Below are 13,779 nucleotides of genomic sequence, written 5' to 3' on the forward strand. Positions count from 1 at the left end.
TACTGGACACTCTTAAGTTAGAATTACGTATAAATAGAAAGTAATTAGTTGCCTTGTTAATATCACATGTTCAACTTGCTGTACAAGTGGGTTGGTGATAACTATACTTGTTCCATTAAATGTACATGTGGAGGTTCTTATGAGAATCGTATCTTTTACTGAAGCTAGGAATGGTCTCAAAGCTGTTTTGGATGGCGTAGTTAATGATGCTGACACAACAATTATCACACGCCGTGATTCTGAAGATGCTGTGGTTATGTCTTTAGACTACTACAATAGCCTTATGGAAACAGTTCATTTACTACGCTCCCCTCAAAACGCTGAACACTTAAACCGTTCAATTGCACAGTACCGTGCTGGTAAGACAACAGCACGAGAGTTAATTGATGAGTAGTAGTCAGCGTTTACTGTCGTGGACTGATGACGCTTGGGATGATTACCTGTATTGGCAAACTCAAGACAAGAAAACACTCAAGCGTATCAACAAACTCATTAATGATGTTAAGCGCTCTCCATTTGAGGGCGTCGGTAAACCAGAGCCTTTAAGAGAGAACTTATCTGGTTTTTGGTCTCGTCGTATTGATGATACTAATAGGCTTGTTTATGCAGTCGATGATCAAGCGATAACGATAATTTTGTGTCGTTACCACTACTAAATCAGGCTCAGCGATCTGGCATCTAATAAATGATTCGCTAGCTTATGAACCTCGAGCTGAAGGCTGTGTAAAACTTTCAGCACAAGAAGTCTATAGAGTTAGGCAAGGTCTTTATCGTATTGTCTATGAGATACGTGATGACACGCTTATTGTTCATGTCGTCAAAGTTACATAGCGTTCAAGTGTGTACAAAAACAATTAACAAAGCATTCATGAGCTAAAACGGAGTTTAGCTCAATCCTTCCCCCATCAATAAAGCTTGTTGTTCTTCTACTAACCTTCTTAATTCCAACCAAACGGCTTCTACTCTGGCTAGGCGTTTACGTTCTGGTTGGGCTGCTAGCCAAAAGCTGCGTGTTAAAGTCAGTTGGTCTTCTAAAATGGGCTTTAGTTCTGGGGCTTCTTTTGCCATAAAGCAGGGCAGTATAGCTACGCCTAAATTGGCTCTTGCCATTGAATATTGGGCAATAACGCTGGTGCTACGAAAAACTTGCTGAGCTTCAGGCAGTAATCTATCCATATAATTAAGCTGGTCTGAAAAGAGCAGGTCGTCGATATAACCCATTAAACGGTGGCGGTTTAAGTCTTCTATTTTATTCAGCGGTGGCGCACTTTCTAAGTAGGTTTCAGTGGCATAAAGTTTGAGCCGATAATCACACAGCTTGGTGACAACTAAACTGGTGTGCCTTGGGCGTTCGATAGTTACGGCCATGTCTGCTTCATGTCGAGTTAGTTTAATAAAGCGTGGCATAGGCAAGAGCTCAACTACTAGGCGCGGATTTTGTCGACAAAACTCACTGAGTTGAGGCGCAATAAAAAAGCTACCAAAGCCTTCGGTAGAACCTATTCTTACCGAACCTATGCGTTCTTCACCTAGTCCTTGCAGAATTTCACTGGCAGTGAGTGCTTGTTGTTCCATTTGCCTTGCTGTTGCTAAAAGGAGCTGCCCTTGGCTAGTTAATTGGTGTCCGTCTGGTCCTCGTTCAAATAGCTGTATTTCTAATTGTGTTTCTAAGCGGTGTAAACGCCGTGATACAGTAGAGGCATTGATGCGTAAGCGTTTTGCGGCTTCACTTAATTTTTCTGTACGGGCTAGTTCTAAAAAAATTCGTATATCATCCCAATCCATTTTTTGCCCTTTTATAATTATTAGCTAGGTGCTTTGCATTTATGCAATCCTGCCTTGCACTCAGATAGCTTGTCAAGAAGGGATATGGGTGTCTAAGATGTAAACCAAGTTATTAATGCGAACATAATAAATATTCTAACTGAAGAGGTAAGCCATGACTGTACGTCAAACTCCTATGATTATTGGTGGTAAAGAAGTGATCTCCCAGTCAACTGATTGGCGTGATGTTCTTAACCCCGCTACGCAAGAAGTGGTTGCTCGTGTACCTTTTTGTACACTGGATGAAGTAGACGCAGCGATTGAAAATGCGAATGAAGCCTTTAAAACCTGGCGCAATACCTCTTTAGCTGCGCGTATGCGTATTATGCTTAAGTTCCAACAGCTAGTGCGTGAAAATGCTAAAGAGCTAGCCGCTTTAATTACTGAAGAACATGGTAAAACTTTGCCAGATGCTGAAGGTGAAGTGGGTCGTGGTTTAGAAGTAATTGAACACGCTTGCTCTATTCCTACACTACAAATCAGTGAAATGGCTGAAAACGTAGCAACAGGTGTTAACGTTTACACGCTAAAACAGCCTTTAGGTGTGGGTGCAGGTATCACTGCATTTAACTTCCCTATTATGTTGCCTTGCTTTATGTTCCCCATCGCTATTGCAACGGGTAACACCTTTGTACTTAAGCCTTCTGAGCAAGATCCTACCTCTAGCCTACGTTTAGTTGAACTAGCGCACGAAGCTGGCTTGCCACCTGGCGTATTAAACGTAGTTCATGGTGGCCCAGAAGTAGCCCAGCGTTTGTGTGAACATGAACACATTAAAGCCGTATCCTTCATTGGTTCTAGCCACGTTGGTAAAATTATTTATGACCATGCTGGTCGTGCTGGTAAGCGTGCTCAGTGCATGATGGGCGCTAAAAACCACGCGGTTGTTTTGCCTGATGCCAACAAAAACCAAGCCATTGATGCACTGCTAGGTTCTGCCTTTGGTGCTGCGGGTCAACGTTGCATGGCTAACCCAGTGGTTATTTTAGTGGGTGAAGCGCGTGAATGGTCTGCCGATATAGTTGAACGCTCTAAAACGATGAAAGTTGGCCCAGGTACAGACGTTAAGGTTGATGTTTGCCCAGTGGTTTCACCGCAAGCTAGAGACAGAATTGTTAAGCTAATTGATTCTGGCGTTGCTCAAGGTGCAACTTTGGCGCTAGATGGCCGTAACCCAGTGGTTAAAGGTTATGAAAAGGGTAACTTTGTTGGCCCAACAGTGTTCACCGATGTAACCCCAGAAATGGATATTTATTCACAAGAAATTTTTGGCCCTGTCCTTTGCATTGTAGGTGTTGAAACCTTAGAAGAAGCGATTGCTTACATTAATGCGAATGAAAATGGTAACGGTACTTCAATCTTTACCGCTTCGGGTTGGGCTGCGCACAAGTTCCAAAACGAAATTGATGTAGGTCAGGTAGGTATTAACATGCCAATTCCTGTGCCAGTTGCTTACTTCAGCTTCACTGGTTCACGTGCTTCACGTTTAGGTCCATTAGGTCCTAATGGTAAAGAAGCAGTGAAGTTCTGGACACACAGCAAGACAGTAACCGAGCGTTGGTTCCAGCCAGACAGTATTTCAGAAGGCGTGAACACCACTATCTCCATGAAGTAAATGTAACACCCCTCCCGCTTTAACTTAACCCCAACTAGTGCAAACTAGGCGGGGTTTTTTTTGGCTTTTATCTTACCCTGCATACAAGTCAGTTAATCTATCTGTTAATCTGCTAAAACTAACGAGTAGGGCAAATGAGGTGCAGCAAATGATTAAATCATCTTTGTTAAAGGGTGAGCTGCAGGGATGGGCTGAATTTCAAACAGGTGACTGTAACGCTATTATTTTGGTTAGCTCTAAAGGGTTGGTTGCACTAGAGCCATTTTTTAATGATGCCGATTTTGCAGAACAGTTGACTGCTTTTTCTTTAGCTGGAATAGAGCCTTTATCGGCTGGACAGCGTATAAGTTGGTCACAACGCCTTAGCGCGGCCTTAGTAAATTCTGCTTTAATTAAAGACTTGCCTCTGGATTTAAGAGGCACTGCTTTTCAGTTGGCGGTTTGGTCAGCTTTATTAGAGATTCCCAAGGGTAAAACACTCAGTTATGCACAACTAGCAGCAGCCCTAGGTAAACCTAAGGCTGTTAGAGCTGTTGGTACGGCCTGTGGTGCCAATCCCATTCCCTTTTTAGTGCCCTGCCACCGTGTGCTACGTAGTGATGGTAGTTTAGGTGGCTTTGCTTTTGGTTTAACGATGAAACAACAGCTATTGGAACGTGAAAACGCTTTATGAGTACCTCTGAAAATACACAGCCCGCCAATAAAGTACCCGTTCACCTAATGAGTGGTTTTTTAGGGGTTGGTAAAACTACGGCAATTAATCATTTAATTAAAAATAAGCCAGAAGGCGAGCGCTGGGCTTTGGTGGTGAATGAGTTCGGGCAAATTGGCGTGGATGCCAGCCTGTTAGAAGCCGGTGAAGATTTACAAATTAAAGAATTACCCGGTGGCTGCATTTGTTGTGCCTTGGGTTTAACGCTTTCTGTCACCTTAGTTAATCTTTTACAACGCTTTAAGCCTGATAGGTTGATTATTGAACCTACTGGCCTAGGCCACCCAGCTGGTATTATTGATCTACTAACGGGCGGGCAATTTAACGATGTTTTGGAATTGCGTCCGCTGGTTACTTTGGTTGATCCTCGCTTGTTAGACGACCCTAAAGTAGTGGCGCATGAAAGCTTTCAAGACCAAATCGCTTTAGCAGATATTTTAGTTTTTAATAAAACCGACCTTGCTACCCCAGCGCAAACCCAAAAAGCCTTAGCAGAAGCCCAGCAAATGTTTCCACCTAAGTTGGCTTTGTTAACTTGTGAAAAGGGTGAGCTGCCGCTGAGTGTTTTAGATTCTGCTGCCCAGCTTATTAGCCAACAAAGCAAGCCAAAAACAACGCCTAGTCATCACCCTAAAGCCAATTTTTTAGCACCACAAACCGCTGGTTTAGCTTTTTTAGCCTTGCCTGAAGTGGGTAAGCCTGTTTGCCAACAAGGTGAAGGTTTGGGTGCTTTTTCGGTGGGTTGGGTGTTTCATCGGGACGATGCTTTTGATGAAGACAAGCTGTATCAATGGATAGATCAGCAGCAAAACTTGCTTAGAATTAAAGGTGTATTTCGTGTGGGAACCAAACAATGGCGCAGTTTTAACAAGGTAGGATCAGAAATGTTGATGCAAGCAATTACCTATCGGCGTGATTCACGGTTAGAATTGCTAGCAGATGAACCTTTAGATGTTGCTAACCTGCAAGCACAATTGCTGGCGCTTACTTTCAAACCTAAAGAAGCCACACTATTTGATGCTTAATTTATTATTCTGAGACTGTAATTTTGACTACTTCTGTTGAAGCACCGGCCACACCTGAAATTGATGCTTTTTTATTGTGTAGCACACCCCAAGCTTGGGTAGATTATGCCCTACAAAACCTAGATACCGTTTTAATCGACCATGCCCTGTGCGAAAAGAAAGCCGCTTCCACAGCGATTAGCTTAATGCACCGTTATCCTCAATATGACGAGCTGCTCGATAAAATGACCCCGCTTGCCAGAGAAGAATTGCAACACTTTAAGCAGGTAATTAATTTATTGCGTGACCGTGGCATTACCTACCACAACTTATCACCAGGGCGTTATGCAGGCGAGTTGTTTAAACACCTAAGAACCAGCGAACTAGGACGCTTTGTAGATACCTTAATTGTTGGTGCCATTATTGAAGCCCGCTCTTGCGAACGTTTTTCTTCATTAATACCTAGTTTGGTAGTGCAAGGAGAGATTGAACTAGCTAGTTATTACTGCTCGTTAATTAAAGCAGAAGCAAGGCACTTTGAAGGCTATTTATACCTAGCTAATCTTTATACAGACAAGCCCATTACAGAAAGAGTAGCGGCACTCTTAGAAGCAGAAAAACAACTGATAGAAAGCCCAGACCCAGTGTTTAGATTTCATTCGGGCGTGCCAAGTTAAATTTATAGTTTCAATCTAACTATTTAAAAGGTTCAATATAAAAGTATAAAGGAGGCATAGCTTGGCTGTTCCAGACTTTCAATCATTAATGCTACCGTTGCTTAATTTTTCTGCTGATGGTAAGGAATAATCTATGCAGGAAGCTCGCAATGGACTGGCAAAAATACTGAACTTATCAGATGCGGATTTGGCGGAAAGATTACCTAGTGGTAAACAAACAACTTTTGCTAATCGGGTTGCTTGGGCGAAAGTTTATCTTACCCAAGCTGGTGCCTTAGAATCACCAATGAGAGGTATATTTAATATTTCTGCTCGTGGATTAAAAATTGTTGAAGAAGCTCCTGAGCAGGTTACTGTTAAATTTTTATCAAAGTTCAAAGAATTCCAAGAGTTTCGCCAAGGTAGTCAAAATAATATAAAAGAAACTAACAGAGTCACTAATAATGTAGCAGCTCAAGAAATTACTCCAGAAGAAGCGTTAGAACAGGCTTATCAACAATTACGAGAAGAAGTGGCTAATGAGTTGCTTTATCGAATTAAAAACAATACTCCGGAGTTTTTTGAAAAGTTAGTTGTTCATCTTATTGTTTCTATGGGCTATGGAGGTTCAGTTAAAGAAGCTGGTATGGCAACTAAAAAAACAGCAGATGAAGGTATAGATGGTGTAATAAAAGAAGACCGTCTTGGCTTAGATGCTATTTATCTACAGGCTAAACGCTGGGAAGCACCAGTTGGGCGACCTGAAATTCAGAAATTTGTGGGAGCATTACATGGTCAGCGAGCAAAGAAAGGTATATTTATTACTACTAGTCGGTTTTCTAAAGAAGCCATTGAGTATGTAAAAAACATTGACCCCAAAGTTGTTCTTTTGGATGGTACAGACTTAGTACAACTGATGATGGATTACAATGTTGGTGTTAGTTCTGCAGAGACTTACACGGTTAAAAAAGTGGATACAGATTTTTTTATTGAAGAGTAATTAACTAGTTTTGCTAGACGCTACAAACTCCCCTATTCAAAAAAGACTAGCTAGGGGAGTTATACAGGAAGACAGTAATTAACCCTTAACTGGCACTACAACCCGGCCTCTAACCTTGCCTTCCATCAGTTGCCCTGCTGTGTTGATTACTTCATCAAAAGCAATTTCTGTGGTTAGGCTGTCTAGTAAGGCAGTATCTAAAACTTCAGCAAGGCGTTGCCAAGCTTCTAGGCGTTTAGCTTTGGGAGCCATAACGCTATCTATGCCATAAAGGGTAATACCACGTAATATAAAGGGCGCTACGCTGGAAGGAAAATCCATACCAGCAGCAAGGCCACAAGCAGCAACAGCACCTTGGTATTTCATGCCAGCACACACATTGGCAAGTACATGGCTACCAGCTACATCTATGGCACCCGCCCAAGTTTCAGCGGCTAAGGGTTTACCAGGGCTGCTTAATTCGGCACGGTCCATAATTTTGCTGGCACCTAAAGATTTTAAAAATACAGCTTCTTCAGGGCGACCAGTCACGGCGGTTACGCTAAAGCCTAGTTTTGCCAGCAAGGCAACGGCTACACTGCCTACACCACCTGCTGCTCCAGTGACCAGAATTTCACCGTCTTTGGGGGTGAGGCCGTGTTTTTCCAGTGCCATAACGCAAAGCATGGCGGTGTAGCCAGCGGTACCTATCGCCATAGCCTGTTTAGCAGTAAAACCAGTGGGTAGATGAACCAGCCAATCACCGGATACGCGGGCTTTTTCTGCTAAGCCACCCCAGTGTTTTTCACCCACACCCCAACCATTTAGAATAACTTGATCGCCTGCTTTAAAGTCAGAGCGACTAGAGCTGGTTACTGTGCCTGCAAAATCAATACCTGGAATCATGGGGTAGTGCTTTGCAATGGGGGCTTTGCCTGTAATTGCTAACGCGTCCTTGTAGTTAATAGTAGAAAAAGCCACATCAATGCTGACATCCCCCTCGGGCAATTGTGTGTCATTGATTGATGCGATAGAGACTTTTTGATCGCTTCTACTGCCCTCAATTAAGATTGCTTTAAACATTGTTTATCTCCAGTTTTTTTTACTAATTTATTTGTTGAAAGACTCAAATCTAAAGCTGCTTAGGTGAAAATTGCGCTAGCTTGACCCTAGGTAAGATAACCTATTTAGTTGGTTTTACACAAAATATCCCCTTTGAAAGCTTTCCTTTAATTATTCCTAGTACGCTATTTTTAATCTAGCTGCTTGACAACTTCTGCTGAATGGACGAACCTTAGTGAAGTTCAAACGGCCGTATGAAAGTTTGTTAGGTAACAAGCTAGCAGTGCCCGATGAGTTTTCTACAACAAAAAGCTGGAGATCATACGATGATTTACCAAGGCAAAGCCATTCAGGTACACGCCCTTAGTGACGGAAATGTAGAGTTAATTTTTGATCGCGAAGGTCAGGCAGTTAACGTACTTAGTACAGACACCATTAAAGAGTTAGGTGAAGCAGTTGCAGCCATACAAGCTAAATCCGATATAAAGGGTTTGCTTATGAGTAGTGCCAAGGAAGCTTTTATTGTTGGCGCTGATATTACTGAGTTTCACGGTATTTTTGGTGAAACCGAAGAATTCCTTGTTGAGATGAACCTAAAGGTTCACGAGCTATTTAATAGAATCGAAGATTTACCCTTTCCTACCGTAACCGCAATTAACGGCCTAGCCTTAGGTGGTGGTTGTGAGATGCTACTAACCACCGACTTTCGTGTCATGGCAGATACGGCAAAAATTGGTTTACCCGAAACCAAGCTAGGTATTATTCCTGGTTGGGGTGGTTGTGTACGTTTACCCCGCTTGATTGGTGCCGATAATGCCATTGAGTGGATTGCTGGTGGTACTGAAAACCGTGCTGATGTTGCACTTAAAATGGGTGCTGCTGATGCGGTGGTCAGTAATGACAAATTGCGTGACACAGCTTTAGATCTTCTTGCTGAAGCCCAAGCGGGCAACTTAGATTGGCAAGCGCGTCGTGAACAGAAAAAAGCACCGCTTAAACTGAACCCGATTGAATCCATGATGGTATTTGAAACAGCCAAGGGTTTTGTAGCAGGCAAAGCAGGTCCGCATTACCCAGCGCCTGTTGAAGCCATTAAAGCCATTCAAAAAGGTGCCACGGCTTCACGCGAAAAAGCACAGCTAGTTGAAGCTAAGTCCTTCGCTAAAATGGCTAGAACGGATGTTTGTTTTAACTTGGTTGGCTTGTTCTTGAATGATCAGCTAGTTAAGAAAAAAGCCGCAGCCTATCAAAAACAGGTTGATCCGGTTAAGAAGGCAGCCGTTTTGGGTGCAGGTATTATGGGTGGTGGTGTTGCTTATCAGTCGGCCTCTAAAGGTACGCCGATTATGATGAAAGACATTAACGAAGCAGCCCTTCAGCTAGGTTTAAAAGAAGCCAGTAAATTGCTAGGTGGTCAGTTAAAGCGCAAACGCATTACTGCTGAGCAAATGGCTGAGTCCTTAGGCCGTATTCGTCCTACGCTTTCTTACGGTGATTTTGGTGATGTAGAGCTAACCGTTGAAGCGGTGGTAGAGAATGCCAAGGTTAAAGCAACTGTTTTAGCCGAGCTAGAAAACCATGTGGCTGAGGATGCGATTATTGCTTCTAACACTTCAACCATTTCAATTAACAGCCTAGCTAAAAACCTAAAGCGCCCAGAAAACTTCTGTGGTATGCACTTTTTTAACCCTGTACACCGTATGCCTTTGGTGGAAGTGATTCGTGGTGAAAAGTCATCTGAAAAAGCCATAGCCGCAACAGTGACCTACGCTAAGCAAATGGGTAAAACCCCCATTGTTGTGAATGATTGCCCAGGCTTTTTAGTTAACCGTATTCTTTTCCCTTACTTTGGTGGTTTTATTGGTCTAGTTGAACAGGGCGCAGATTTCCGCCGTGTTGATAAAGTCATGGAAAAATTTGGCTGGCCTATGGGTCCTGCCTACTTATTAGACGTGGTGGGCTTAGATACAGCGGTTCATGCTAATGATGTTATGGCTGAAGGCTTTCCTGACCGTATGAAGCGTGATGGTAAAACGGTACTGAATGCTATGTACGATGCTGGCCGTTTAGGTCAGAAAAACTCGACGGGCTTCTATAAGTACGAAGAAGACCGCAAGGGTAAGCCGCAGAAGAAAAATGATGAAACCACTGATGCGCTAATTCAGCCTTTAGTAAAAGCTAACGAAGAACTAACCGATGAGCAGATTATCGCTCGTATGATGGTTCCTCTTTGTTTAGAAACGGTTCGTTGCCTAGAAGATAATATTGTGGGTACACCTGCCGAAGCGGATATGGCGTTAATTTACGGTATAGGTTTCCCTCCTTTCCGTGGTGGTGCGCTACGTTACATAGATGCCATGGGTGTACAAGCCTTTGTTGATTTGGCTGACTCCTTAGCTGAGTTAGGTCCTCTTTATGTTGCGACCGATAAGCTACGTGCTATGGCCGCTAATAACGAACGTTTTTACAGTTAAGGTTTTGTCACCGAATTCAGGAGAATAACAATGAGTCTGCAACCACGTGATATCGTAATCGTAGATGGTGTACGTACTGCCATGGCTAAGGCCAAAAATGGTGCCTTTCGTAATGTACGTGCTGAAGAATTATCCGCCGATATTATGCGTGCCTTATTAACGCGCAATGCGGGTTTAAACCCAGCAGAAATAGATGACATTATTTGGGGCTGTGTTAACCAAACCCTAGAACAGGGTTATAACGTAGGCCGTAATGCGGCTATTTTGACCGACATTCCTAAAACAGTACCAGCACAAACCGTTAACCGCTTGTGTGGCTCTTCTATGAGTGCCATTCATATTGCTGGCGCTAACATTAAAGCTGGCTTGGGTGATATTTACCTAGTCGGTGGTGTAGAGCACATGGAGCACGTCAACATGATGCACGGTGTTGATGTTAACCCTTCGGCCAGTATGCAAAATGCTAAAGCAGCCATGATGATGGGTTTAACCGCTGAACTGCTCGGTAAAATGCACGGTATTACCCGTCAGCAGCAAGATGAAATGGGTGCACGTTCACACCGTTTAGCCCATGACGCTGCTATCAATGGCCGTTTTGATAACGAAATCATTGGTGTAGAAGGCCACGATGCTGAAGGTCGCTTAAAACTGATTCTTAAAGATGAAGTGATTCGCCCTGAAACCACAGTAGAAACCCTAAGCCAGCTTAAGCCAGTGTTTGATCCACGCAGCGGTACGGTAACCGCAGGTACTTCTTCTGCCTTGTCAGTGGGTGCTTCAGGCATGTTAATGATGAGCTATGAAAAAGCGCAGGCGCTAGGTCTTAAACCAATAGCCAAGGTAATTTCTATGGGCGTTGCCGGTTGTGATCCTTCCATTATGGGTTACGGTCCTGTTCCAGCCACTAAGAAAGCACTAAAAGCGGCAGGCTTAACCATTGACGATATTGATATTGTTGAATTGAACGAAGCCTTTGCAGCACAAGGTTTGCCAGTGCTAAAAGACTTGAAATTAATGGATAAGATGGATGAAAAAGTTAACCTAAACGGCGGTGCAATAGCCTTAGGTCATCCACTGGGTTGTTCAGGTACACGTATTAGCACCACGCTACTTAATGTGATGCAGCAAAAAGATGCAACCCTTGGCCTAGCGACCATGTGTATTGGTATGGGGCAGGGTGTGGCTACAATTTTTGAGCGTGTTTAATTGAATTACTAGCTACCTAGACATAACGGCGTTAAAAACAAAAACCGGAGATTAATCTCCGGTTTTTTTATGGGCTGAGTTTTAGTTAGGCTATTTTTGTAAATCGGGTAAGTCCGCAAATAAGGCTAAAGCTTCTGGGTTGGCTAAAGCATCTTGGTTTTTAACGGGGCGGCCATGCACTACTTCTCTAACCGCTAGCTCTACAATTTTGCCCGATAAAGTGCGTGGAATATCGGCAACCTGTATGATTTTGCTAGGTACGTGGCGTGGCGTGGTTTCAGCTTTCACTGTGTCTCGAATGCGCTTGCGGATTTCATCATCCAGTGTAAAACCTTCCTTCATGCGCACAAAAAGTACCACTCGCACATCGTCCTTCCATTCTTGACCTATGCACAGCGCTTCTAACACTTCGTCTACCTTTTCTACCTGACGGTAAATCTCTGCTGTACCAATACGCACACCGCCTGGGTTAAGCACAGCATCGGAGCGACCATGAATAATCATGCCGTCTTCAGCGGTAATTTCTGCATAATCGCCGTGCGCCCAAATGTTGTCAAAACGATCAAAGTAAGCAGCTTGGTACTTGCTACCGTCTTCATCATTCCAAAAACCGATTGGCATGGAGGGGAAGGGCTGAGTGCAGACAAGTTCGCCTTTTTCTTCTATAACCGGCTGACCTGCATCATTAAAAACTTGCACCGCCATGCCTAAACCACGGGCTTGAAGTTGCCCACGGTACACAGGGCGAATAGGGCAGCCTAGCGCAAAGCAGGAAACGATATCGGTACCGCCAGAAATAGAAGCAAGCAGTAAATCTTGCTTAATATCACGGTAAACGTAATCAAAGGATTCGTGCGATAAAGGCGAACCAGTAGAAAGAATGGCACGTAGCTTAGATAAATTATGCGTAGAACCGGGCGTTAAACCGGCCTTTTCACAAGCGGCTATGTATTTAGCGCTGGTACCAAAAACCGTAACGCCTTCATTTTCAGCCATATCCCACAGGGCTTTAGGCGCTGGCGCAAAGGGCGAACCATCAAAGAGCACCAAGGCTGCGCCCGCAGCTAGGCCAGTGACTAGCCAATTCCACATCATCCAACCGCAGGTGGTGTAATAAAACAGGGTGTCATCACGGGTTAGGCTGGTGTGTAAAAGGTGTTCTTTAAGATGTTGTAATAAAGTACCGCCGGTGGAATGTACGATGCATTTAGGTACGCCAGTAGTACCGGAGGAGTACATAATATAAAGCGGGTGATCAAAAGGTAGTTGAGCAAACTCAATTTCTTGAGCTTCAGGAACCCTAAAATCATCCCATAAGCAGGCCTTTTTAATTTTGCTTAGGTTTGGGTTGGCTTCTAAGTAAGGGAAAACAATGGCTTGTTGTAAATCATCCAAAGATTCAACAATTTCAGCCACTAAAGGCAGGCTGTTAATGCGCTTACCGTTATATAAATAACCATCGGTCGCAAATAAAAACTTAGGTTGAATTTGACCAAAGCGATCGAGTACGCCATTAAAGCCAAAGTCGGGTGAGCAAGATGACCAAATAGCACCTAGGCTAGTTGCTGCTAACATAGCAATTAGGGCGTAATGGCAGTTGGGTACAAAGCCTGCCACTCTATCACCTGGTTTGACACCGGCTTTTTGCAGGCCAGCAGCAACTTGCGCTACTTGCGTATAAAGTTGTGCATGGGTTAAAGAAGTGCGTTGACCATTTTCATGCAAAGAAATAATTGCAGGGCGATCATCACGAAACTTTAGCAAGTTTTCAGCAAAGTTTAATCTGGCTTCAGGAAACCAACGTGCACCAGGCATTTTGTGAGCATCTACCAAGGCTTGGCTACCCTGCTGTGCGGAAACTACCCCACCAAACTCCCAAACTTGGGCCCAAAACTCGCCAGAGTTAGCATTGCTCCATTCAAAAAGGTCTTCATAAGATGCTAGTTGTAATTGGTAACGCTCATTAACCTGCTGCATAAAAGCAGCTAAAGGGCTAGCTGCAATACTGCTAGGGGAAGGTTGCCAAAGGGGTTGGTTTACAGGCATAAAAAGCCTCCATATTATTGTTGTTAACTTAGATTGTTGATTATTAGACTAAGGCTAGTCGAATTAAAGCCGTTAGTTATACAGGTTTATCCATTTATACCTGCTAACATAGCACCAGAGGAAGTTGACGTAAACGTAAACTTGTTGCTTTTTTGCATTCTTTAAAGAAGGTTTTTAAAACTACACCTCCCTTTTATAGTG

13 protein-coding genes are annotated in these 13,779 nt (G+C 43.5%); 10 read left to right on the plus strand and 3 right to left on the minus strand.

The annotated features are described in order from the left end of the window. Positions 1-139: 139 nt before the first annotated feature. The 3 genes from H571_RS0112540 to H571_RS16355 are packed head-to-tail and all read left to right on the plus strand — an operon-like array spanning position 140 to position 831. Positions 140-394, plus strand: coding sequence for a type II toxin-antitoxin system Phd/YefM family antitoxin (locus H571_RS0112540; protein ID WP_027849617.1), 255 nt, complete (start codon positions 140-142; stop codon positions 392-394). Then, entirely contained in the window at positions 387-656 is a 270-nt protein-coding gene (locus H571_RS0112545; RefSeq protein WP_027849618.1) for a Txe/YoeB family addiction module toxin, read from the plus strand. The genes H571_RS0112540 and H571_RS0112545 overlap by 8 nt, the downstream gene beginning before the upstream one ends. Positions 657-681: 25 nt before the next feature. Further along, the gene (locus H571_RS16355; protein ID WP_425411359.1) at positions 682-831 is read left to right on the plus strand and encodes a type II toxin-antitoxin system RelE family toxin; all 150 of its coding nucleotides are present in this window, start codon (positions 682-684) and stop codon (positions 829-831) included. A gap of 54 nt (positions 832-885) precedes the next feature. Here the strand turns inward: H571_RS16355 and H571_RS0112550 are convergent, their stop codons facing one another. Beyond that, positions 886-1,785 carry a LysR family transcriptional regulator gene (locus H571_RS0112550; RefSeq protein ID WP_036218216.1) on the minus strand — a complete coding sequence of 300 codons (900 nt, stop codon included), beginning with the start codon at positions 1,783-1,785 and terminating at the stop codon, positions 886-888. A gap of 154 nt (positions 1,786-1,939) precedes the next feature. Here H571_RS0112550 and H571_RS0112555 point away from each other — a divergent pair, with 154 nt between their 5' ends. The 5 genes from H571_RS0112555 to H571_RS0112575 all read left to right on the plus strand — a co-directional run bounded on the left by H571_RS0112555 (position 1,940) and on the right by H571_RS0112575 (position 6,811). After that, positions 1,940-3,439 (plus strand): CoA-acylating methylmalonate-semialdehyde dehydrogenase, encoded by a 1,500-nt coding sequence (locus H571_RS0112555; protein WP_027849620.1) that lies wholly within the window; start codon positions 1,940-1,942, stop codon positions 3,437-3,439. Between the two features lie 148 nt (positions 3,440-3,587). Continuing rightward, complete coding sequence (locus tag H571_RS15165; RefSeq protein ID WP_051168333.1) at positions 3,588-4,112, plus strand: methylated-DNA--[protein]-cysteine S-methyltransferase; 525 nt, start codon at positions 3,588-3,590, stop codon at positions 4,110-4,112. Next, positions 4,109-5,176, plus strand: a complete 1,068-nt coding sequence (locus tag H571_RS15170; protein ID WP_051168334.1) for a CobW family GTP-binding protein — start codon at positions 4,109-4,111, stop codon at positions 5,174-5,176. The genes H571_RS15165 and H571_RS15170 overlap by 4 nt, the downstream gene beginning before the upstream one ends. Positions 5,177-5,199: 23 nt before the next feature. Then, positions 5,200-5,832 (plus strand): tRNA isopentenyl-2-thiomethyl-A-37 hydroxylase MiaE, encoded by a 633-nt coding sequence (locus H571_RS0112570; protein ID WP_027849621.1) that lies wholly within the window; start codon positions 5,200-5,202, stop codon positions 5,830-5,832. A 133-nt stretch (positions 5,833-5,965) separates the two neighbouring features. Next, on the plus strand, positions 5,966-6,811 hold the full coding sequence (locus H571_RS0112575; RefSeq protein WP_027849622.1) for a restriction endonuclease: 846 nt from the start codon (positions 5,966-5,968) through the stop codon (positions 6,809-6,811). A gap of 78 nt (positions 6,812-6,889) precedes the next feature. Here H571_RS0112575 and acuI read toward each other — a convergent pair whose 3' ends face one another. Beyond that, the gene (acuI, locus tag H571_RS0112580) at positions 6,890-7,873 is read right to left on the minus strand and encodes an acrylyl-CoA reductase (NADPH) (RefSeq protein ID WP_027849623.1); all 984 of its coding nucleotides are present in this window, start codon (positions 7,871-7,873) and stop codon (positions 6,890-6,892) included. A 305-nt stretch (positions 7,874-8,178) separates the two neighbouring features. On the opposite strand from acuI, the gene fadB reads away from it, so the two are divergent. Then, the gene (gene fadB / locus H571_RS0112585; RefSeq protein ID WP_027849624.1) at positions 8,179-10,326 is read left to right on the plus strand and encodes a fatty acid oxidation complex subunit alpha FadB; all 2,148 of its coding nucleotides are present in this window, start codon (positions 8,179-8,181) and stop codon (positions 10,324-10,326) included. A gap of 30 nt (positions 10,327-10,356) precedes the next feature. Further along, the gene (gene fadA / locus H571_RS0112590) at positions 10,357-11,532 is read left to right on the plus strand and encodes an acetyl-CoA C-acyltransferase FadA (RefSeq protein WP_027849625.1); all 1,176 of its coding nucleotides are present in this window, start codon (positions 10,357-10,359) and stop codon (positions 11,530-11,532) included. A 90-nt stretch (positions 11,533-11,622) separates the two neighbouring features. Here the strand turns inward: fadA and H571_RS0112595 are convergent, their stop codons facing one another. Then, positions 11,623-13,578 carry an acetoacetate--CoA ligase gene (locus tag H571_RS0112595; protein ID WP_036218218.1) on the minus strand — a complete coding sequence of 652 codons (1,956 nt, stop codon included), beginning with the start codon at positions 13,576-13,578 and terminating at the stop codon, positions 11,623-11,625. Positions 13,579-13,779: the final 201 nt, after the last annotated feature.

This window comes from Marinospirillum minutulum DSM 6287, from assembly GCF_000422325.1.
GTDB classification, from domain to species: domain Bacteria; phylum Pseudomonadota; class Gammaproteobacteria; order Pseudomonadales; family Halomonadaceae; genus Marinospirillum; species Marinospirillum minutulum.